Source organism: Actinoallomurus rhizosphaericola (genome assembly GCF_024055675.1).
In the GTDB taxonomy this organism is placed as follows: domain Bacteria; phylum Actinomycetota; class Actinomycetes; order Streptosporangiales; family Streptosporangiaceae; genus Actinoallomurus; species Actinoallomurus soli.
In genome coordinates, this window is the sequence record NZ_JAMXMW010000002.1 from 485,101 (window position 1) to 505,737 (window position 20,637).

The window sequence follows — 20,637 nt, forward strand, 5'->3', positions numbered from 1 at the left end:
CACGGGGCGGCGGCGCCCGGAGTCAGACGACGACCGACAGGAGGAGGACGAGGACGAAGGCGACGACGGAGATGATCGTCTCCATCAGCGACCAGGTCGCGACGGTCTGGCCGACGTTCAGCCCGAAGTACTCCTTGACGAGCCAGAACCCGGCGTCGTTGACGTGACTGAAGAACAGCGAGCCCGCCCCGACCGCCAGCACCAGCAGCGCGACGTGGGTGCTGGACATCCCGGCCGTCAGCGGGGCGACCAGGCCGGCCGCCGAGACCGTGGCGACGGTCGCCGAACCGGTCGCGAGCCGGATGGCGACCGCGATCAGCCAGCCGAGGACCAGCGCCGGGATCGACCAGTGCTTCGAGAGGTCGACGATCATCTGGCCCACGCCGACGTCGACGAGCGTCTGCTTGAAACCACCGCCCGCGCCGACGATCAGGAACACACCCGCGATCGGGGCGAGTGAACTGTCGACGACGGACGAGAGGCGCTCCCGCGTGAAGCCCGCCGGACGGCCCAGCGTGAACATCCCGAGGATGACGGCGGCCAGCAGGGCGATCACCGGCGTGCCGATCACGTCGGCGACACGCTGGGTCATGTCCTTCGGGTCGTCGATCACGATGTCGACCAGCGCCTTGATCAGCATGAGCACGACCGGCAGCAGGACCGTGGCCATGGTCGCGCCGAAGCCGGGGCGCCGCTCGACGTCCTCGGCGTTCGACTGCGGGACCATCCGGTCGGGAGCGGGCACGTCGACCCACCGCGCCGCGTACCTGGAGAAGATCGGGCCCGCGATGATCACCGTGGGGACGGCGACGAGGATGCCGAAGGCCAGCGTGACGCCCAGGTCGGCGTGGACCGCGCCGATCGCGGCGAGCGGCCCGGGGTGCGGCGGGACCAGGCCGTGCATGACCGAGAGACCGGCGAGAGCCGGGATCCCGATGCGCATCAGCGAGTGGTTCCCGCGCTTGGCGACGAGCAGCACCACCGGGATCAACAGGACGATGCCGACCTCGAAGAACAGCGGCAATCCGACGATGCCGGCGATCAGGACCATCGCCCAGGGCATGGCCCGGCCGCTCGCCTTGGCGAGGATCGTGTCGACGATCTGGTCGGCGCCGCCCGAGTCGGCCAGCATCTTGCCGAGGATGGAGCCGAGGGCGATCAGCACACCGACGCTGGCGACGGTGCTGCCCAGGCCCTTGGTGAAGCTGTCGACCACCTTGTCCAGGGGTGCGCCCGCGACCGCGCCGAGGGCCAGCGAGCCGAGGGTCAGGGAGAGGAAGGCGTGCACCTTGAACGCGGTGATGAGCACGACGATCACGGCGATGCCCACGAGGACGGCGATCAGCAGGTGAGCGTGCCCCGCCGAGGCGATCGGTGGTGGCGTCGCATCGGCGAGAGGGGGGAGAGCGGTGAGGGGGCTGAGGGGGACCAAGGCCTGACCTCCAGGGGGTTGGGCAGGCCGGCGGGGCCGGCGAGGGGGTTACTGCCTTTGAACGGTGCCGCCGGACCGTCGACGGCTCAGCGGAGCGGCGACCCGACCGACCGTAGTACAGCCTCCTCAGGCGCCCGCGCCGCCCCTCGTCTCCAGGCAGGTCACAGGGCACGGCGGCGGGCCGGTACGGGCTCCGGCGCCGTACTCGCGTGACCCGGCGTCGAGGGAATCGTCTCCGCACGGGTCTCGCCAACGATCACTAGCTGTGACAGAGTGACTACGTTCACGTTCCCCCGGGGAGAGCGTTATGCGCGGACTGCCTCTCGCCGCACGGGCCTATGCCGGCGGCGTCATCGCACTGGCCATCGGCGTCATCGCGACGTCCTCGTTAACGGGTCTGTGCTGGCCGAGACTCGCCGTCCTCGCCGGCCTGTTCGTGGTCACCGAGTCGTCGGCGGCCACCCTCACAATCAAACGCGCCCGCGTCTCCATGAGCTTCGCGGCCGGCCTGGCCGCCGTGGTGCTCGCCGGCCCGGTCGGCGCCACGCTGATCGGCGTGACGGCGATCCTCACCGGCCGGCGCGACCTCGACCTGATCAAACGCCTGTTCAACGCCGCGCAGTACGCCCTGAGCGGGTACGCGGCGGGGGCGGTCTTCCAGGCGCTCGGCGGCCATCCGTACCGCTGGGGCGACGCCAACTGGACCGGCCACGTCATCGGCCCCTTCATCGGCGCCCTCGTCACCTTCGTCACCGTCAACCTCGCGCTGATGACCATCGTCCTGCTCGTCAGCCGGCAGGCGACCTGGCGAGAGGTCCTGGCCACCGGGCGCCTGGTCGTCCCCGGTTGCCTCGGCTTCGGGATGATCGGGCTGCTCATCGCCGGCATCTGGCCGGCGGCCGGGCCCCTGTCCGCCGTGCTGGTGCTGATGCCGGTGTTCATCGCCCGCTGGGCGTTCACCCAGATCGTCGCCCAGCAGCGCGCGCACGCGGCCACCGTCGCCGCGCTGTGCCAGGCCGTCGAGACCAAGGACTACTACACCCGCGGCCACAGCGAGCGCGTGGCGTACGGCTCGGTGATGATCGCCCGGGAGATCGGCATGCGCGTCGACCGGATCAACCGACTCCGGTACGCCGGCATGCTCCACGACGTCGGCAAGCTCGGCGTGCCGACGAAGGTCCTGCAGAAGCCCGGCGATCTGACCGAGGAGGAGTTCGCCGCGATCCAGCTGCATCCCATGCGGGGAGAGGAGATCGTGCGCGACATCGACTTCCTCGACGAGGCGCTGGGCGGCATCATGCACCACCACGAGCGGGTGGACGGCAAGGGATATCCGATGGGCCTGGCCGGTGAGGAGATCCCCGAGTTCGCCCGCATCATCGCGGTGGCCGACACCTTCGACGCGATGACCTCCAGCCGGTCCTACCGTCCCGGCCTGCCCGCCGAGACCGCCATCGAGGCCCTCCGGCGCAATGCCGGCACACAGTTCGACCCCGTGCTGGTCGACGCCTTCCTCACCGCGCTGCACCGCGACGGCTGGGTGGAGGCCGAGCCGGTCCCGCCGCCGGAGAGCGAGGACGTGGAGACCACGCAGCAGGACCACGACGACCCGTCCATGCCGATCGGCGTCGCCGGGGGGCCGTGAGGCCGCGTACAGCAGGAGGCCGCGTGCGGTGACGCCGGCACGCAGCAGGAGGCCGCGTGCAGCAGGGACCCGCGTGCGGCTGGAGGCCACTGCGGTGAGGCCGCGCGTAGCCGGGTGACCGCCGCGTGATACCCAGGAAGATGTGCGCGTCCGGCGACGCCTCAGGGATCTCCGCCGGGAGGCCCGCCTCGGTCACGTCCTGGTGGCCGTCCCGCTTGCGCTCATCGTGATCATCACGGTCGTCGACGTCCTGACGCCCGAGAGCATCCACCTGAGGCCGCTGCTCGTGGTCGCCCCCGCGTTGACGGCCTCGTTCGCCGGTTCGCGCTGGACCGCGGCGATCGGAACGCTGGCCCTGGTGGCCGGTGTCGCGGAAGGCCTCGAACAACACAATCTGAACCATCCCGAGCAGTGGCTCGAGATGCTGGCGATAGTCGCCGTATCGGCGTTCGTGGTGGTGTTCTGCGCGGTGCGGGAACGGCACGAACTGGTTCTGCATCGGGTCCGTTCGGTGTCCGAGATCACCCAGCAGGTCCTGCTCCGGCCCCTGCCCCGTGAGGCGGGCCCGCTGCGCATCGCCTCGCTGTACCTCGCCGCGGCCGCGGAGGCGCGGATCGGCGGTGATCTGTACGGCGCCACCCGTACGGCCGACGGGACCCGTCTGCTCATCGGGGACGTGCGGGGGAAGGGGCTGACCGCGATCAGTGAGGCCGCCGCGGTGCTCTGCGCCTTCCGTGAGGCGTCGCACGAACCCATGGACCTCTGCAGAGTCGCGCTGCGGCTGGAGGCCGGCGTCTGCCAGGACCTCGTGGATCACGCCGAAACCGAGCCGAACGCGGACGAGTGCTTCGTCACCGCGTGTGTCATCGACCTTCCCGACGCCGAGCCGAAGGCGGAGCTGATCTCCTGCGGTCATCCGCCGCCGCTCCTCCTCCGCGGCGATCGGGTCCTGACCTTGCAGCCGGACCAGGTGGCCCCTCCGCTGGGACTGGAACTCCTCGCGGTCGGCGGACTCCAGCCGACCACGTTCTCGTTCGAACCCGGCGACGTCCTCCTGCTGTACACGGACGGCGTGATCGAGGCCCGGGACCGTACCGGCGTGTTCTTCGACCTGCCGGCGCATCTGAGCCTGCGGGCCGGAGAGGACGTCGACACCCTCGTGGAGCGGCTCCGCCGGGATCTGTTCGACCATGTGGGCGGCCGGCTGGAAGACGACACCGCCATGATCGCGATCGCCCGCCGGCCGATGCCCGCCCATGCGTGACCCGCTTCGTCGATCGGGGGGCGTACCGACCTCGCGCTCAGGCGGTCTCGGCCTGGGTCTGGACGAGGTGGGACTGGCTGAGCCGGAGGGTGCCGTAGAAGATCAGCGCGAAACCCGCCACCTCCGCGATCACCCAGGGTCCCGACCGGACGCTCTCTCCGAACATCGTGACCCCGTACAGGATGCTGGCCACCGGATCGGAGATCGTCAGCGCCGGCTGGGCGGCGACCAGGGTGCCGCTCTGCAGGGCGTTCTGCAGGAGGAACAGGCTGCCGAAGCCGGCCACGATCATCGCGTACGGCTCCCAGGAGGTCAGCAGGACGAGCATGCCCTTGTCCACCAGATTGGTGGTCGCCTTCATGAAGGTCGCGGTGAAGGCGAACCCGACCCCGGCGGTCGCGCCCAGCAGCGCCGCCCGTGCCGCGCCGGAGGCCGACCTCGACAGCAGCGCGATCCCGACGATCGCGCCGACCGTGACGATCGCGGCGATCACCCAGATCAGCACACTCGGGGCGCGCCGCCCGGGTGCGGGTGACGCCGCTCCGAGGAACGCGGCCAGCCCCGCCGTCATCGCGCCGACCGCCACCCAGACGCCCCGTTCGAGGTGAACACCCGACAGCCGGGCGAGGAAGATCATGGTCAGCGGCAGCTCCGCGATGAGGAGCGGCTGCACCAGTGCCAGCCCGCCGTTCGACAGCGCCAGCGCCTGCAGGAGGAATCCCGCGATGAGGGCGCCGATGCCTCCGAGCCACACCGGCCGGCGGACCAGTGCCCACAGCAGGGCCGGGCGGAAGGCGACCTCGTCGGGCTCCGAGCGTGCGGCGCGGCGCTGCAGCACCGAGGCCAGGGCGTTGCTCGCCGCGGCGAGCAGGGCGAACAGGACGGCGATCACGGCAGTCTCGCCTCCGCGCACCCGGCGACGTCGTCGTCCCGTTTCGCCATGTACGGCGACCGCCCGAGGATGACGATCCCGGCGACCATCATGGCCAGGCCGACGATCTGTCCGACCAGCGGTCCGGTGCTCAGCCGCAGTTGCTCGGTGAAGACCACGATCCCGAGCAGGATTCCCGTGATCGGCTCCGCCGCGGTCGCCGCGGGCAGAGAGACGCGGAGCGGCGCGGCGTCGAAGGCCGACTGGGCCAGCAGCAGGCCGCAGATCGCGACGATGACCAGCGCGTACGGCTGCCAGCTGGCGAAGATCGCGCCGAGTCCGTGGCCGATCCTGACCAGCACTCCCCGGGTGACGGCGTCCTGCAGGCCGAACAGGATGCCGGCCGCCGCGGCCAGCAGCATCGCCCGGATCTGGAGCGAGGAGCGCCGTCCGATCCAGACGAGGATCAGCACGATGAACACGATCCCGGCGGCCGCCAGCCAGCGACCGGACTCCGGACCGGTCGGGCGCTCGCCGTGGGGCCGGCCGAGCAGCAGGAACAGCGCGATCCCTCCGGACGCCATGAGGCCGCCGATCCACTCGTTCCACTTCAGGTTCTCCTTGCAGACGACGCGCCCGATGACGAGGGCGAACACGAGGTTGGTCGCCAGCAGCGGCTCGACCTTGGACACGTCCGCTCCGGACAGTGCCACCGCTCCGAGGATCTGGCCGCCCACCATCGCGGCGAGCCCCGCGAGCCAGAGCGGTTTGTGGAGGAGATCCAGCAACAGGGACGGGTGCAGCATCCGGCCGAGCGGCTCCCGGTACGCCGCGTGCTGCTGGGCCACGAAGCCCAGCCCCAGAAGGCCGGCCGCTGCCAGCCCGATGATGAAGATCATTCGGCCCCCTGTAGGGAACGTGCCATCGCCCCGCCGACGGCCGCCTCGCGCGCCCCGGCCGGCCTCCCCGGTCTCCGGTCGCGCGAGCTCTTCACGGCCGGGCCCCGCCGCAGTAGCGCACTGATCTGCCCCGTTATCTGGCCTCTTCCCCCAATTGATGCCTCGCTATCACCGTCCGTCCGATCCAGCGAGAGCGTATCGACTGACAAACTTTGACATCTGTTACTTGTCCGCTTAGTGTCCCCGCATGGCGACCCACGCGACAACGAATGAGGAGTGACCAGCGACCATGGTTCAAGCAATCGGAGTGACGCGGCCAGGCGGACCGGACGCTCTCGGCGAGCTCGATCTGGCGGCCGAGGCGATCGGTCCCGGTCAGGTCAGGATCCGGGTGAGCAGCGCCACGGTGAACCCGACCGACGCGATGATCCGTTCTCGCCCGCGGCAGAACGACGCGGACACGGTGCGGGTGCCGGGCATGGAGGTCGCCGGCGTGATCACCGAGATCGGTCCCGCCGTCGACCGCCCGTTCGCGATCGGGGACGCCGTCATGGCCATCGTGGTGCCTTCGGGCGAGCACGGCGGCTACCGCGCGGACCTCGTCGTGCCGGCGCGTTCGGTCGCGAAGATCCCGACCGGGCTCTCCGACGTCCAGGCCGCCACCATCCCGATGAACGGCCTCACCGCCCGGCTCGCACTCGACACGCTGGCGCTCCCGGCCGGCGCGACGGTCGCGGTCACCGGCGCCGCCGGCGCCGTCGGCGGGTACTTCGTCCAGCTCGCCAAGGAGGCCGGGCTGATCGTCGTCGCCGACGCCGCCCCCCAGGACGAGGTGTTCGTCCGCGACTGCGGAGCCGACGAGGTCGTGCCGCGGGGCGACGACTTCGCCGCGACGGTCCGCCGCCGCCACCCCGGCGGCGTCGACGGGCTGCTCGACGCCGCCGCGCTGGAGGCCGCCGCGCTCCCCGCCGTCAAGGACGGCGGCACCGTCGTCACCGTCCGCGGCTACCAGGGCGACGGGACCGACCGGGTCCGCGTCGCCCCGATCTTCGTCCGCGACTACGCCGAGGCCGCGGCCGAGCTCGACCGGCTCGCCGAACTCGCCGGCGAAGGACGGCTCACCGTCCGCGTGGCCGGCGAACTGCCCGCCTCCCGGGCCGCCGACGCGCACCGCTCGCTCGAACGGCGCGGCGTTCGCGGGCGGTTCGTCCTGCGGTTCGGCTGACCGTTCCTCAAGGAGGGTGAACATGACCACGGAGAGCACCGTCGCCACCGTCAAGGCGCGGACGGCGACCGGGACGGATCCGGGCGTCACACTCGACCCCGCGGCGGCCGGCTTCGACGGGCGGCGCCTCGGGCGACTCGCCCGCCATCTGGACGAGTGCGTCGCGGGCGGCCTCAACCGCGGCTCGATCGTCCTGGTCGCGCGCCGAGGGGAGCTGGTGCACGTGTCCTCGCACGGTACGAGAGACGCCGAGGGGCGGCTTCCCGTCGAGCCGGACACGATCTGGCGGCTCTACTCGATGACCAAGCCGGTGACGTCGGTCGCCGCCCTCATACTGTGGGAAGAAGGGGTGCTCTCGCTCTCCGATCCGGTCGAGCGGTTCCTTCCCTCGTTCGCGCGGATGCGCGTTCACCGGCCCGGCGAGGGTGGGGCGACGGTACCGGCGGTCGAACCCATCCGGATCCGGCACCTGCTCACGCACACGGCGGGCCTGACCGTCACCGGGCTGGCCGACAACCCCGTGAACGACGCGTACCGGGCGGCGGGGATCGCCGCCCTCGGCGAGCCGGAGCCCTACACGCTCGACGAGCTGTGTGAGCGGCTCGCCTCGCTGCCCCTGCTGTTCGAGCCGGGCTCCGCGTGGAACTACTCGCACGCGACCGACGTGCTCGGCCGGATCATCGAGATCGCCAGTGGAATGCGGCTCGACGCGTTCATGGCGAAGCGCATCTTCGAGCCGCTCGCGATGACCGACACCGGTTACCGGCTGCCGGCCGGTGATCGGCCGGCCGCTCCGTACCGGGTGCATCCCCGCACCGGACGGCTCGAGCTCATGCCGGATCCCGGAGCCGCCGCGGGCGATCTCCCGACGCTCGTCGCGGGCGGACACGGTCTCCTGTCGACCGCGCGCGACTACCAGCGCTTCGTGCAGATGCTCGCGCGCGGAGGCGAACTGGACGGCGAGCGGTTGCTGGCGCCGCGCACCGTGGAGCTCATGGCGGCCAATCACCTCCCCGGCGACTCGACCATGTCGGCGTTCAGCCATCCGCCGGCGCGGACCGCCGGCATTCACGAGGGGCGCGGTTTCGGGTTCGGCGTCGCACCGCTTCTCGATCCGCACTCGGTCGACTCGCTGTCGAGCGCCGGCGAGTACGGCTGGGGAGGCGCCGCAGGCACGAACTTCTGGGTCGATCCCGAGAAGGACCTGACGGTGCTGTTCATGACGCAGGTCATGCCACCCCCGGATGACACCTGGCTGGCGCTGCGCCGGCTCGTCTACCAGGCGCTCGTGCGCTAGCCCGGCACACCACCACGGCCACCGCCGGCCCCGCACGCCGGATGCCGGATGCCGGATGCCGAACCATCACGAGCTCTATTGCATAATGCAATAGTGGTTGACGCTAAGCTGCTCCCCGGAACCGGCAGGTCGGACGACTCCATCCGTGTGCAGCGGGGCCGCGGTGGCGCGCTCACGGGTCTGCGGGAGGCCCCCTGGGGACTCATCGCCCTCTCGCTCCTCGTCGGTGGCGGAGCAGGCCTGGGCGCCATCGTCTTCCGCTGGCTGATCAAGACGTTCACGCACCTGTTCTCCGGGCACGCGGACTACTCCGCCGCCGGACGCGTCGCCAATCCGCACGTCCCCTGGCTGGGGCCCTGGTTCCTCCTCCTCGCCCCCGTGATCGGCGGCCTGGTGTACGGCCCGCTGGTGCAGCGGTTCGCCCGCGAGGCGCGCGGCCACGGTGTGCCCGAGGTGATGCTGGCCGTCGCCCAGCGCGGCGGACGGATCGGCGCCCAGGTCGCGGTGGTCAAGTCGCTGGCATCGGCGCTCTGCATCGGATCCGGCGGTTCCGTCGGCCGCGAAGGCCCCATCGTGCAGATCGGTTCCGCGCTCGGCTCGTCCATCGGCCGGCTGATGCGGCTCTCGGAGAACCGCCTGCGGGTCCTGGTCGCCTGCGGCGCGGCGGGCGGGATCGCGGCGACCTTCAACGCCCCCCTGGCCGGGGTCTTCTTCGCGATGGAGCTGATCCTGCGCGACTTCACCGCCGAGTCGTTCGGCGCGGTCGTGCTGTCCGGCGTCACCGCCTCCGTCGTCGGCCGCGCCGCGATGGGCGACGTGGCGTTCCTCCAGCTTCCGGCCTTCCACGTGCGGCACCCGGCCGAGTACCTGCTGTACGCCGTCCTCGGCGTGGCGGCCGGTGCCGTCGGCGTCGGCTTCACCCGGATCCTCTACCTGATCGAGGACTTCTGCGACTGGGCGTGGCGCGGCCCCGAGTGGCTGCGCCCGGCCGCCGGCGGACTGCTCCTGGGCGGGCTGCTGCTGGCGCTGCCGCAGATGTACGGCGTCGGCTATCCGGTCCTGGAGAACGCCATCGGCGGCCGCTACCTCATCGGCATGCTACTCCTGCTCCTGGTCGGCAAGATGGTGGCGACGAGCCTCACGATCGGAATCGGCGGGTCGGGCGGTGTGTTCGCCCCGAGCCTTTTCATGGGCGCGATGTTCGGCAGCGCGTTCGGACTCGTCGTCCACCACCTGCTGCCGGGGACGGTGGGCCCGGCGGGCGCGTACGGCCTGGTCGGCATGGGCGCGGTCTTCGCGGGCGCGGCCCGGGCGCCGATCACCGCGGTGGTCATCATGTTCGAGCTCACCGGCGAGTACTCGATCATCCTGCCGCTCATGCTGGCGATCGTCCTCGCCACACTCGTCGGCAAGCTGCTGTCCGCCGACACCATCTACACCCTCAAGCTCAGCCGGCGCGGCATCGACATCGACGACCACGCCCGTGCGAACCCCCTGGCCGCCAAGCCGGTGGCGGACGTCATCGAGCCCGTGCCCGCGCCGTTGCCCCAGGACACGCCGCTCCCGGAGGCCGCCCGCCGGCTCGTCCTGTCCGAGCACGGAGTCCTGCCCGTCACCGGACCCGACGGCACCTACCGCGGCACGGTCAGCGCACGGGCGGCCGCCGAGGCCCTCACCGAGGGCGACCAGGCCCCGCCGACCATCGGCGAGCTCACCGAGCTGCCCGCCCCCGTGACCTCCGACCTGTCCCTCGCCGACGCCCTGCACATCCTCGTCGGCGCCCCGGGGACGGGCCTGCCCGTGCTGGACGGCACCCGGACCACCCTCGTCGGCTGGATCACCCACCAGACCGTCCTGTCCGCGCTCCGCCCCACGGGCGGCGGCGCCGGTGACCGGCACTCGGCCGTCACCGACGTTCGTCGCGATCGTTCCCGCGGTTGGCAACGATCACGGCGACCGGCGGGATCGCGAACGCGACGATCGTGAGCGCCGCGGCCGCCGTCGCCGAGAACCGCACGACGACCGTCCAGGACAGCAGGAACAGCACCAGGCAGACGGACATCATGGCCAGGTAGGCCCGTCGGCGGCTCCGCTGCCCGCTCACGTCGATCACCCGATCTCCACCAGGAACCCGTCAAGCGAGGCCCTACCCGGGGAGAACGGCGCCATGACGGCCTCGCCACCGCGCTTCTCGCCACGGCGAGTCTCGCCGTCAGTCGTCGCTCGGCGGCCGTGCCGGGAAGCCGGCCGCCTCGCGCAGCCCCAGATCGACGAGATCGGGGTACTCGGCGCTCGACCGGCTCTCCGGAACGATCGTGAGGCCGCCCTTGGCCTCGTACAGGACGAACCGCACGCCGGACAGGTCGAACACCCCCCGCTGCCGGAGCTGCGCCAGCAGATCGCCCTCCGTCAGGCCGCAGATCGCCAGCTGGTCCCGGCGAATCGCTCCGTGCGCGACGAGCACCCGGATCCGGTGGTCGGTGAGCCGGCGGAGGAGCGGGTGGAACCGCAACCCGGACACCACACGGTGCATGACGATCAGGGTGACCAGGGCCACGGCCCCGGTGACGAACGACTGCGTCGAAGCGATCGCCGTGCGGCCCACGATCGCGCCGACGGCCACCGCGGCGATGAAATCGGTGATCGTCCACTGGGCCAGCGTGCGCCTCTCACCCAGGCGCAGTGCGATCAGCGCCGTCCCGTACATGAGCGCGGCCTTGCCCGCAGCCGCCCCCAGGTGCATCCAGTTGCCAATGAGCCACGACATGCCGGCTCTTATCCCCAGCGAGCCGCTCGTCCCACCGGAAGGCGGTCCTCAGGCCGGGCTCCGGCCTGGCTCCTCGCGCGGGTCCCGGTCTCCGTCGTCGGCCGGCGTGCCGGATCGCGGCGGGCGCTGGTGGATGCAGAGCTCGCGCCGGTGGCCGCCTCGCGCAGCGGCGGCAAGCCGCCGGAGCCAAGCAGCTCGCCCTCCGCTTCGGCGAGCAGACGGCGCGACCGAACGAATGACCACGTTCCCGCAGGCATACATGTCCGGCCGCAAGTTCGGCCACCCGGGAGGTGATCCCGGCTAGACCTCAGACGCTTGAGCGGGGCCGTCGGCAAGGATGGCATCGATCAGCCCGGGGAACCGCTGGTCGAGTGCCTCCCTGCGCAGGACCGGGTAGCGGGAGGTTCCCTCTGCGCGGCACTCGTTGACCCCGGCGCCGAGAAGCTGCTTGAGGTGGTACGAGCAGGTCGAGGGGGGCAGGCCGACGTGCTCGGCGACCTGGCCGGTGCTGCGGAGCTTCCCGTCCGCGAGCAGCCGCACGATCTCCAGCCGAACCGGATCTCCCAGGGTCCGCATGACTGTCGCCAGGTGCAGCTCGGGCGCTGGCGGGGTCGGCTTGGGCCGGCGTGAGGAAGACATGACTCCATGGTACCGTCCTTCCATATTTCCAAAGTTTTGGAAGTATGGAAGGAGTGGCGGACCGTGAGAGTGGTGTCGATTCCCCGTTACGGGGACCCCGAGGTCCTGATCATGGTCGATGTCGACGTTCCGCGTCCGGCAGCGGGGCAGGTCACGATCGATGTCGCGTATGCCGGCGTGAACTTCGCCGATGTCATGTACCGGAGGGGAACGGTTCCGCTTGCCCTGCCGCTGACGCCGGGGATCGAGGTCTCCGGCCGGATCCGTGCGGTGGGCGAGGGAGTGGATCACCTCGCTCCGGGGCAGCCCGTCGCAGCGTTGACGATCGTCGATGCCGGCGGGTACGCCGAGGTCGTCGCGGTCGACGCCCGCCTCGTCGCTCCTCTTCCCAGCGAGGATGACGACCTGCTCATGACCGCTGCGGGTACACCGTCGAACACCACCACCGCAGTGATGGCCCTCACCCGCGCCGGACGCCTCGTCCCCGGCGAGGTCATTCTCGTGCACGCCGCGGCCAGCGGCCTGGGCAGCCAGATCGGCCAGGTCGCCGCCGCCCTCAAGCCGCAGCAGGTCATCGGCACGGTGGGCCATCCGGACAAGACCGACGCGGCCCGCGCCTTCGGCTACGACACCGTTCTGCTGCGCGACCAATGGCTGCAGGATCCCGCCGCTGCGCCACGGCCTGACCTTGTCATCGATCCCGTCGGCGGACCTGCCCGTGCCGCCGGCCTGGACGCGCTCGGCCCGGACGGCCGCCTAGTCGTCATCGGCAACGCCTCCGACAGCGCCGAGTTCAGCGTCGGTACCAACGACTTGTTCTTCACCAGCCGGACAGTCGCCGGGTTCAGTCTCGGCGCGATCAGTGCAGCCCATCCCGAGCGGGCGGGGGACGCGCTGCGGCACGCGGTCCACTTGGTCGTCTCCGGCGAGGTCCGAGTCGATGTGAACACTGTGCTGCCGCTGGACCAGACGGTCGAGGCGCACCGGCGGGTCGAGTCAGGCGCAACTACCGGCAAGACCGTCCTGGCGGTCGGCCGCTCCTGATCCGCCCGGACCCGGCGGCCCGACAGGGTTGCCGCAAGGACACGCCTTCGCATCCGACCGCCGGGCCCAGAACGGGCGTTCCGCCCAGGGGCAGCAGCAAACAGCACCGCACCCTGAGCGACCGGGCGCCAGCCCCCAGTGGCGCCATCTGCTCCTTTCTCTCGTCCATTGCCTCCAACGAAGGGTCTGATCATGAAGGTCTACCGCCTCGGCCGACGCGGCAGCATCCACAGCCTCGGCCTTCACGAGGAGCCCGTGCCGCGGCCGCAGCGCGGAGAGGTCCTGGTCCGCGTCCGGGCCGTTTCCCTGAACTACCGCGACCTGGCCATGGTCTACGGCCACTATTTCCCCGACGCTCCCGACGGTCTGATCCCGGTCTCGGACGCGGCCGGGGAGGTCGCCGACGTCGGCGAAGGGGTGACCGGCTTCGCCGTCGGCGACCGGGTCATCAACGTGTTCAACCCCCGCTGGTTCGGCGGACCATACCCAGGAACCGCCGCCTACGAGTACGGCACGGCCCAGGACGGCTGGCTGACGCAGTACAAGACCGTCTCGGAAGAGAGCCTGGTCGCCATGCCCCACGGGATGTCCTTCGAGCAGGCGGCCACGCTGCCCTGCGCGGCCGTCACCGCATGGACCGCGCTGACCGGGCCGCTGCCGGTCACCGCTGCCGACACCGTGCTCACCCAGGGGACCGGCGGGGTGTCGCTGTTCGCCCTGCAACTGGCAAAACTCATCGGCGCCCGTGTCATCGCCACCACCTCCAGCCCCGCCAAAGCCGAACGGCTCACGGCCCTCGGGGCCGACGAGGTCATCGACTACACAAGCAATCCCCAGTGGGGCTGGCTCGCGCGAGAACTGACCGGGGGCCGCGGCGTGGACCGCATCATCGAGGTCGGAGGGGCCGCCACCTTCGCTCAGACCCTGATCGCCGGCAGCGACCGCGCCGAGATCGACGCCATCGGCTTCCTCGGCCTCAAGGACTGGGGCGTGGAATTCATGGACCTGTTCAACGGCGGCTTCGAGACCATCCGCAGGATCCGTGTCGGCAGCCGCCAGGACACCCAAAGCCTCCTCCGCTTCCTGGCCCGGCACAACCTCGAACCGGTCATCGACGGCGTCTACCCCTTCGAGCAGACCCTCGACGCATGGCACCGCCTCGACACCCGTGCGAATTTCGGCAAAGTCGTCATCACGCTGTGACCCCCGGCCCTCGGGTACTCGGGCTCTGTCATGGCGCGGTACCGAATCCGCGTGGTCCCGCGAGGAGCCGGTCCACGGCGGCGTCGAGGTCGGTGGGGGCGGTGACGCCCACCGCGCGGACGATGCCGTGCTCGTCGACGAGCACGTTCGTCGGGACCCCGCGGATGCCGAGGCGCGCCGCGTACGCGCCGGTCTCGTCCAGCAGGATCGTCCCCCGGACGTTCCACACCTCCGCGAAGTGGCGTGCCTCGCGGCCGGCGTCCCGGCTCTCCCACACGTTGATTGAAATGATCTCCAGCCCCGACCGGGCGGTACGGCGGCGCAGTTCCTCCAGGACCGGCGCCTCCGCGTTGCACGGGCCTCACCAGCTGGCGAAGAAGTTGATCACGTATTTCTTCTCCGCCCACTCCCGCGTGGTGCGGATCCGCCCGGTGTGCAGGTCCGGCAGCGCGAAGCCGGGCAGCGGCCGCCCGACGGCCGGGTGCCGCGGAGGCGGCTCGGGGCCGGGCAGCCAGGGCCGGTCCACGACCGTGAGGCTGCCGCTGCCCGCGTTCGACACCAGCAGGCGGCCCGTGGCGGGATCGATGACGCAGTCCCCCGGCCCGTACCCGACCCGGATCCGGTGGCTCTCGGCGCCGGCGCGCGCGTCGAGCACGCTGACCGTGCCGGCTCCCCGGTTGCACACGTACACGTGGTGGCCGTCGCGCGAGACGGCCACGCCCACGGGAGCCCGTTCCACCGTGAACCGCCCGCCGACCCGCCCGTCGGCGAGCGAGAGCCACAGGACCGTGTTCTCCAGCGAGTTCGCGACGTACAGCCGGTCGGTCACCGGGTCGGCGACGGTCTTGCACGGCCCGCGCCCCACGGCGATGCGGTCCAGCGGGCGCAGCGTGGCCGCGTCGAAGACGGTGAGCGACGCGGCCATGAAGTTCGCGCAGTATCCGCGGTCGCGCCGCAGGTCGATCGCGATGCTGCCGGCGCCGAGCCCGGCGGGGATCGCCGCGATCGGTTCGAGGCGGTCGACGTCGACCACGGTGACCGTGGACCCGGCGGTGTCGCCGCTGAAGATCCGCCGCAGCCGCGGGTGGTACCCCAGCCCCGCCGGGTACGCTCCGACGGCGATCCGCGTGAGCGGTTCCCCGGTCGCGGCGTCCAGGACGCTGAGGGTGTCCGACCGGGCGTCGGCGGTGAACAACCGCCCGGTCGGAGCGTCGAAGATGAGCGGTATGGGCTCCCGGCCGACGCGCGTCCGCCAGAGGGGCGTCATCCGGACGAGGTCGACTGCGGTCACGGCGTCACTGCGCGAGCAGGCCACGAACGCCCGCCGCCGCCGCACGTCGACCGCGATCGCCTCGGGCCCCATGCCGACGCGCACGTGCGCCAGGACACGGTGAGCACGGTCGAACCCGCCGTACCCGCCCTCCGCCGTCGGCTCCCCCGGGCCCATAGGGCTACGCGTTGCCAGCGGACCACCGGCGGAAACAAGGCGGTGCGCAAAGAACGCGGACGATCACCGGCACCGTGTCGCCCGGTGCTCGGACTCGGCTGCCGTCGCGACGTCCCGGGGATAGGCGGGCAGGGCCCGGAAGAGGATCACGGCGTTCGCCACGAGCGGCACGAGCATCACCAGGAAGGCGTACATCAGTCCCTGGGCGCGGTTCCCGGCCCGGGCGCCGAACACGTCGGCCAGGAGACCGAACGTCACGGGCGCCACGGCCTCGGCTCCCATCCGCAGGACGGTGCGGACGGCCTCGGCGCGCCCCCACAGGCGGAAGTGGATGACGTCCAGTCGCGCGGCGTCCAGCGGAGGGTTCGCCGCGGTCAGCGACCCGGCCGCCAGCAGGAAGGCCGGCAGCGCGACGACCACCGCCGTGGTCAGGAGGCCGGGGAGGAACAGCCCGGCCGCCAGCAGGTAGGCCACCGCGGGGACGACCACGCGGGCGCCGAGGTGCCCGCGGCGGATGAGCCGGTCGGCGACCCGTCCCCCGGTCAGCACGCCCGCCAGCGCGCCGGCGCCGATGAGGATCGCCAGGCCGCTGACCGCCACGTGGCCGAGACCGTAGCGCCGCATGACGAAGTCGACGCCGAAGGTCCGCAGGGCCGCGAAGAAGAAGTACCCGAGCGCGGAGGCGACGATCAGCACGACGTTCGTGCGGATCCGCAGCACGTAGCGCGCCGCCGCCCACAGCGACATCGCCTCCGGATCACGCCGCAGCACCAGGGCGGGGTCGGGCCGGACGCCGTGTTCCCGCACCGCGGACCGCGCCACGTCGTCCTGGTCCGGCCCTTGCTCCGCGTCCTCCTCTCCCCCGCCGGCCCGCTCGCCCAGACGCGTCTCCCCGGGCCGTAGCCGGCTCTGACCGCCGCGCGCGGGCTCGGGAAGCCGGCGCGCGATCACGTACACCAGTCCCAGCCCGAGCACGGCGAGGACCGCGAAGGCCGCCCGCCACGTCAGGAGAGGCGCCAGGTTCCCGCCGACGAGCAGGCCGAGACCGGCGCCGAGCAACTCGCCGCTGAGCACGAACCCATAGATCCGGCCGCGCTCTCCGGGCGGGAAGTAGTCACCGATCAGCGAGGCGACCGGCGGCCCGGAGGTGGCGGTGACGGCGCCGAGCGCGAGCCGCGACAGCAGCAGCCACAGGAACGAACCGGCGAGCGCGCCGGCCACCATGGCCGCGCCCCACAGGACGATGCTCACCGCCAGCAGCCGGGAGCGGTTCACCCGGTCGGTCAGCGCGCCGACGGGAACCGCGGCCAGCGCGCCGACCCCCGATGAGACCGAGGTGAGCGCGCCGAGCTGGGTGTTCGTGATGCCCAGGCTCTGCTTCAGCTCCGGGGCGACCGCTCCGATCGTTCCCTTGTCGGCGGCGTCCAGCGCCATCACTCCGGCGAGGATCGCGATCACCTGGAAACGCGCCGGGCCTCCGACGAGCTCCAGCAGCCGCCGTCTCGCCCAGCCGACGGCCTGACGCAGTGGAACGGTGAACCGATGACCTGCCGAGGCCGGCATAGGCCCCCTGTTTCCGCGAGGCCCTGACGGACACCGTCGCGACGGTCAAATGTCCGCCATACCGGCGGCGGGCGCCGCCTTTCCGCGGAGATGACGGCTCCCATGACGGCGCGAGAGACGCCCCCGGGTAGGTAGCGCGGAGAAGCCGAGTCACGCCTGGGGCCGCCGGGCCGACGGTGAGGGCGGGAGTACGCGGATGTGCCTGGGGATCCCTGGAGAACTCGTCGCGTTCGACGACGACCCTCCGGACCTGGCGACGGTCGACGTGAGCGGAGTCCGGCGGCGCGTCAACATCGGCCTGCTGGAAGGGGAGGACCTGCGGCCCGGGGACTGGGTCCTCGTCCACGTGGGCTTCGCGCTCTCCAAGATCTCCGAGTCGGAGGCCCAGGCCCTCCTGGAGTTCCTCGAGGACATGGGGCAGGCGTACGACGACGAGATCGCCGCCTTCCGAGAGTCGAGCCCGTAGGGGGGATCCGATGCGCTTCGTCGACGAGTTCCGGGACGCGGGCAAGGCGCGGGCGCTGGCCGCGCGCATCGCCGCGCTATGCGAGCCCGGGCGGTCGTACCGGTTCATGGAGGTCTGCGGCGGCCACACCCACACGATCTACAAACACGGCATCGAGGACTTCCTGCCCGAGTCGGTCCGGCTCGTCCACGGACCGGGCTGCCCCGTGTGCGTCATCCCGATGGGCCGGGTCGACGACGCGATCGCGATCGCCCGTCAGCCTGACGTGATCATGACGTCGTTCGGTGACATGATGCGCGTTCCCGGCGGACAGGGGTCGTTCTTCGACGCGAAGGCGGCCGGGGCGGACATCCGGATGGTCTACTCCCCGCTGGACGCCCTGAAGATCGCGCGTGCGGAACCCGGCAAGCGGGTGGTGTTCATGGCGATCGGGTTCGAGACGACCGCGCCGTCCACCGCGATGACCGTGCTGCGCGCCGCCGAGGACGGCGTGGACAACTTCGCGGTCTTCTGCAACCACGTGATGATCATTCCGGCCATCAAGGCGATCCTCGACTCTCCCGATCTGCGCCTCGACGGGTTCCTCGGCCCCGGGCACGTGTCGGCGGTGATCGGCTGCCGGCCGTACGAGTTCATCGCCCGCGACCACGGAAAGCCGCTCGTGTGCGCGGGGTTCGAGCCGCTGGACATCCTGAGCTCGGTCCACATGCTGCTGCGTCAGCTCGCCGAGGGCCGGACCGAGGTCGAGAACCAGTACTCGCGGGTGGTGCCGTGGGAGGGCAACCCGAAGGCGCTGCGCGTCATCGGCGAGGTGATGGAGCCTCGCCCGTACTTCGAGTGGCGCGGCCTGGGGTTCATCTCCCATTCCGCGCTCCGGATGAAGGAGGCGTACGCCCGGTTCGACGCCGAGCGGATCTTCGAGCTGCCGGGCGTCCGCGTCGCCGACCCGAAGGCGTGCCAGTGCGGGGAGGTGCTGAAGGGCGTGCTGCGGCCCTGGGAGTGCAAGGTGTTCGGCACCGCCTGCACCCCGGAGACCCCCATCGGCACCTGCATGGTCTCGTCGGAAGGCGCGTGCGCGGCGTACTACGCCTTCGGCCGGTTCAGCCGGGAGCGCGTACGGGAGGCGAGCCGCAAGTGAGCCGCGAAGACGACGCCGGCCGCGAGGCGTACGCCGCCTGGGCCGAGGAGGCCGTCCGTACGGCGGACGCCGCCGAAGACCTCCGTACGTCCGCTGCGGAGGACGTCCGTACGGCGCCGTCCGACGGGGACGCCCCGGACCGGGAGCGGCAGGTGCTGGACCGCATCGAGCGGGCGCGCCGCCGCAGGCCCCGGCTCCGGGAGGAGCGCGTCACGCTGGCGCACGGGGCGGGCGGCAAGGCGACGAGCACGCTGATCGACGCGGTGTTCCTGGAGGCGTTCCGCAATCCCCTCCTCGAAGCCCTGACGGACGGCGCGGCCGTCACCGTCGGCGGCGCCCGCCTGGTCTTCACCACCGACTCCTTCGTGGTCTCCCCGTTGTTCTTCCCCGGCGGTGACATCGGACATCTCGCGGTGAACGGCACGGTGAACGACCTGGCGGTCTGCGGCGCGCGGCCGCTGTTCCTGTCCGCCGGATTCGTCCTCGAGGAGGGGATGCCCGTCGAGGACCTCCGGCGCGTCACCGGGTCGATGGCACGGGCCGCGGCACGCGCCGGCGTCCAGATCGTGACCGGCGACACGAAGGTCGTGCAGCGGGGAAGGGCCGACGGCTGCTACATCACCACGGCCGGTATCGGAGTCCTCGCCGAGGACGTCCGCCTGTCCCCGGAGGCCGCCCGCCCCGGCGACGCGGTCCTGGTGTCCGGACCAATCGGCGACCACGGCGTGACCGTGATGCTCGCTCGCGGCGAGCTCGACATCGACGCGAATCTGATGTCCGACACCGCCCCTCTCCACCAGCTCTGCGCGCTCCTGCTGGAGGCGGCCCCCGGCACGCGGGTGATGCGGGACGCGACACGCGGCGGCGTCGCGACGGTGCTGGCCGAGATCGCCACGGCGTCCGAGGTCGCGATCGTCGTCGACGAGGCGGCCGTGCCGGTCCGGCCGGAGGTCGCCGGCGCCGGCGAGCTCCTCGGCATCGACCCGCTCTACGTCGCCTGCGAGGGACGGATGGTCGCGATCGTGGACGGCGCCGACGCCGACGCCGCGCTCGCCGCGCTGCGCGGTCACCCCCTGGGCGCCGGAGCGGCGCTGATCGGACGCGTCGCCGCGGATCCGCAGGGTCTCGTGCTGCTCAACACGGCGTTCGGCGGGACCCGGATCGTCGACCTCCTCGTCGGCGACCCGCTCCCCCGGATCTGCTGAGACCGCCCCACACTCGGCCGCCGCCTTACGGGCGGCGCTCCGTCATCGCGTCCGTCTCCCGTGCCCGGCCCGGTGCCGAGACCGACGCGTGGCGCCCGAGGTAGTAGTCGAGGAGCGAGCGGGTCTCGGCCAGCACGCCGGCCCAGGCGCCGAGGAGCTCCTCCCCGCGTTCGGTGAGGTGGTACGTACGCCGCCGCGGCCCCGCCTCCGACGGCTCCCAGCGCGAGCACAGCATCCCCTGGCGTTCGAGGGCGCGCAGCCTGCGGTAGAGGGTCCCGGGGTCGCCCTCCGCGAGACCGAAGGGCTTGAGCCGCTCGAACAACTCGTAGCCGTGCGCGGGTCGTTCCCGCAGCAGGAGGAGCAGGCAGCACTGCAGGAAGTTGCGCGGCTCCCCGACGGGCCGTGGACCGGGAGGGTCCGTCCGTGGAGACGGCATTCCTCACCTCCGCTCGCCCTGACCCACCGCGCGTAACGACCTGTCACTTCGTGTACCCACGCGATCACCGTCGCACCCCTGCCGGGACCGGGCCGG

At 71.8% G+C, this 20,637-nt stretch carries 19 protein-coding genes and 1 pseudogene; 10 read left to right on the forward strand and 10 right to left on the reverse strand.

Annotated elements, in window-relative coordinates:
- Positions 1-22: 22 nt before the first annotated feature.
- The gene (locus NE234_RS06200; RefSeq protein ID WP_252777881.1) at positions 23-1,432 is read right to left on the reverse strand and encodes a GntP family permease; all 1,410 of its coding nucleotides are present in this window, start codon (positions 1,430-1,432) and stop codon (positions 23-25) included.
- A gap of 307 nt (positions 1,433-1,739) precedes the next feature.
- On the opposite strand from NE234_RS06200, the gene NE234_RS06205 reads away from it, so the two are divergent.
- A complete protein-coding gene (locus NE234_RS06205; protein ID WP_252777882.1) occupies positions 1,740-3,077 on the forward strand; it encodes an HD-GYP domain-containing protein in 1,338 nt (445 codons plus the stop codon).
- Between the two features lie 142 nt (positions 3,078-3,219).
- Positions 3,220-4,341, forward strand: coding sequence for a PP2C family protein-serine/threonine phosphatase (locus tag NE234_RS06210; protein ID WP_252777883.1), 1,122 nt, complete (start codon positions 3,220-3,222; stop codon positions 4,339-4,341).
- 37 nt (positions 4,342-4,378) lie between these two features.
- On the opposite strand, the gene NE234_RS06215 is transcribed toward NE234_RS06210, so the two are convergent.
- Both NE234_RS06215 and NE234_RS06220 read right to left on the reverse strand, forming a co-directional pair.
- The gene (locus NE234_RS06215; protein ID WP_252777884.1) at positions 4,379-5,233 is read right to left on the reverse strand and encodes a DMT family transporter; all 855 of its coding nucleotides are present in this window, start codon (positions 5,231-5,233) and stop codon (positions 4,379-4,381) included.
- On the reverse strand, positions 5,230-6,111 hold the full coding sequence (locus NE234_RS06220; protein WP_252777885.1) for a DMT family transporter: 882 nt from the start codon (positions 6,109-6,111) through the stop codon (positions 5,230-5,232). The genes NE234_RS06215 and NE234_RS06220 overlap by 4 nt, the downstream gene beginning before the upstream one ends.
- A gap of 289 nt (positions 6,112-6,400) precedes the next feature.
- On the opposite strand from NE234_RS06220, the gene NE234_RS06225 reads away from it, so the two are divergent.
- The 3 genes from NE234_RS06225 to NE234_RS06235 all read left to right on the forward strand — a co-directional run bounded on the left by NE234_RS06225 (position 6,401) and on the right by NE234_RS06235 (position 10,619).
- Positions 6,401-7,336 carry an NADP-dependent oxidoreductase gene (locus NE234_RS06225; protein ID WP_252777886.1) on the forward strand — a complete coding sequence of 312 codons (936 nt, stop codon included), beginning with the start codon at positions 6,401-6,403 and terminating at the stop codon, positions 7,334-7,336.
- A 22-nt stretch (positions 7,337-7,358) separates the two neighbouring features.
- Entirely contained in the window at positions 7,359-8,633 is a 1,275-nt protein-coding gene (locus NE234_RS06230) for a serine hydrolase domain-containing protein (protein WP_252777887.1), read from the forward strand.
- 93 nt (positions 8,634-8,726) lie between these two features.
- Entirely contained in the window at positions 8,727-10,619 is a 1,893-nt protein-coding gene (locus NE234_RS06235; protein ID WP_252777888.1) for a chloride channel protein, read from the forward strand.
- Here the strand turns inward: NE234_RS06235 and NE234_RS06240 are convergent.
- The 3 genes from NE234_RS06240 to NE234_RS06250 all read right to left on the reverse strand — a co-directional run bounded on the left by NE234_RS06240 (position 10,540) and on the right by NE234_RS06250 (position 12,039).
- On the reverse strand, positions 10,540-10,746 hold the full coding sequence (locus NE234_RS06240; RefSeq protein WP_252777889.1) for a DUF3099 domain-containing protein: 207 nt from the start codon (positions 10,744-10,746) through the stop codon (positions 10,540-10,542). The genes NE234_RS06235 and NE234_RS06240 overlap by 80 nt on opposite strands.
- Positions 10,747-10,845: 99 nt before the next feature.
- On the reverse strand, positions 10,846-11,400 hold the full coding sequence (locus NE234_RS06245; RefSeq protein ID WP_252777890.1) for a DUF421 domain-containing protein: 555 nt from the start codon (positions 11,398-11,400) through the stop codon (positions 10,846-10,848).
- Between the two features lie 300 nt (positions 11,401-11,700).
- Positions 11,701-12,039 (reverse strand): ArsR/SmtB family transcription factor, encoded by a 339-nt coding sequence (locus NE234_RS06250; RefSeq protein ID WP_252777891.1) that lies wholly within the window; start codon positions 12,037-12,039, stop codon positions 11,701-11,703.
- Positions 12,040-12,150: 111 nt separating this feature from the next.
- Here NE234_RS06250 and NE234_RS06255 point away from each other — a divergent pair, with 111 nt between their 5' ends.
- Together NE234_RS06255 and NE234_RS06260 are read left to right on the forward strand one after the other, a co-directional pair.
- Positions 12,151-13,083: a quinone oxidoreductase family protein gene (locus NE234_RS06255; protein WP_252777892.1), complete on the forward strand. Its 933-nt coding sequence runs from the start codon at positions 12,151-12,153 to the stop codon at positions 13,081-13,083.
- Positions 13,084-13,275: 192 nt separating this feature from the next.
- Entirely contained in the window at positions 13,276-14,286 is a 1,011-nt protein-coding gene (locus NE234_RS06260) for a zinc-dependent alcohol dehydrogenase family protein (protein ID WP_252777893.1), read from the forward strand.
- Between the two features lie 28 nt (positions 14,287-14,314).
- Here the strand turns inward: NE234_RS06260 and NE234_RS06265 are convergent.
- The 3 genes and pseudogenes from NE234_RS06265 to NE234_RS06275 form a co-directional block, all read right to left on the reverse strand.
- Positions 14,315-14,635: pseudogene (locus NE234_RS06265) on the reverse strand (TlpA family protein disulfide reductase); the annotation flags it as partial.
- A 12-nt stretch (positions 14,636-14,647) separates the two neighbouring features.
- The gene (locus NE234_RS06270; protein ID WP_252777894.1) at positions 14,648-15,733 is read right to left on the reverse strand and encodes a YVTN family beta-propeller repeat protein; all 1,086 of its coding nucleotides are present in this window, start codon (positions 15,731-15,733) and stop codon (positions 14,648-14,650) included.
- Between the two features lie 63 nt (positions 15,734-15,796).
- Positions 15,797-17,296, reverse strand: coding sequence for an MFS transporter (locus NE234_RS06275; protein WP_252777895.1), 1,500 nt, complete (start codon positions 17,294-17,296; stop codon positions 15,797-15,799).
- 196 nt (positions 17,297-17,492) lie between these two features.
- Between NE234_RS06275 and NE234_RS06280 the strand changes: the two genes are divergently transcribed.
- Genes NE234_RS06280 through hypE form a run of 3 tightly spaced genes read left to right on the forward strand, consistent with a single transcriptional unit; the run spans position 17,493 to position 20,105 of the window.
- Positions 17,493-17,762 carry a HypC/HybG/HupF family hydrogenase formation chaperone gene (locus tag NE234_RS06280; RefSeq protein ID WP_252777896.1) on the forward strand — a complete coding sequence of 90 codons (270 nt, stop codon included), beginning with the start codon at positions 17,493-17,495 and terminating at the stop codon, positions 17,760-17,762.
- Between the two features lie 10 nt (positions 17,763-17,772).
- On the forward strand, positions 17,773-18,900 hold the full coding sequence (gene hypD / locus NE234_RS06285) for a hydrogenase formation protein HypD (protein ID WP_252777897.1): 1,128 nt from the start codon (positions 17,773-17,775) through the stop codon (positions 18,898-18,900).
- Complete coding sequence (gene hypE / locus NE234_RS06290; RefSeq protein WP_308206845.1) at positions 18,897-20,105, forward strand: hydrogenase expression/formation protein HypE; 1,209 nt, start codon at positions 18,897-18,899, stop codon at positions 20,103-20,105. The genes hypD and hypE overlap by 4 nt, the downstream gene beginning before the upstream one ends.
- A 25-nt stretch (positions 20,106-20,130) precedes the next feature.
- Here the strand turns inward: hypE and NE234_RS06295 are convergent, their stop codons facing one another.
- On the reverse strand, positions 20,131-20,541 hold the full coding sequence (locus tag NE234_RS06295) for a PadR family transcriptional regulator (RefSeq protein ID WP_252777898.1): 411 nt from the start codon (positions 20,539-20,541) through the stop codon (positions 20,131-20,133).
- Positions 20,542-20,637: the final 96 nt, after the last annotated feature.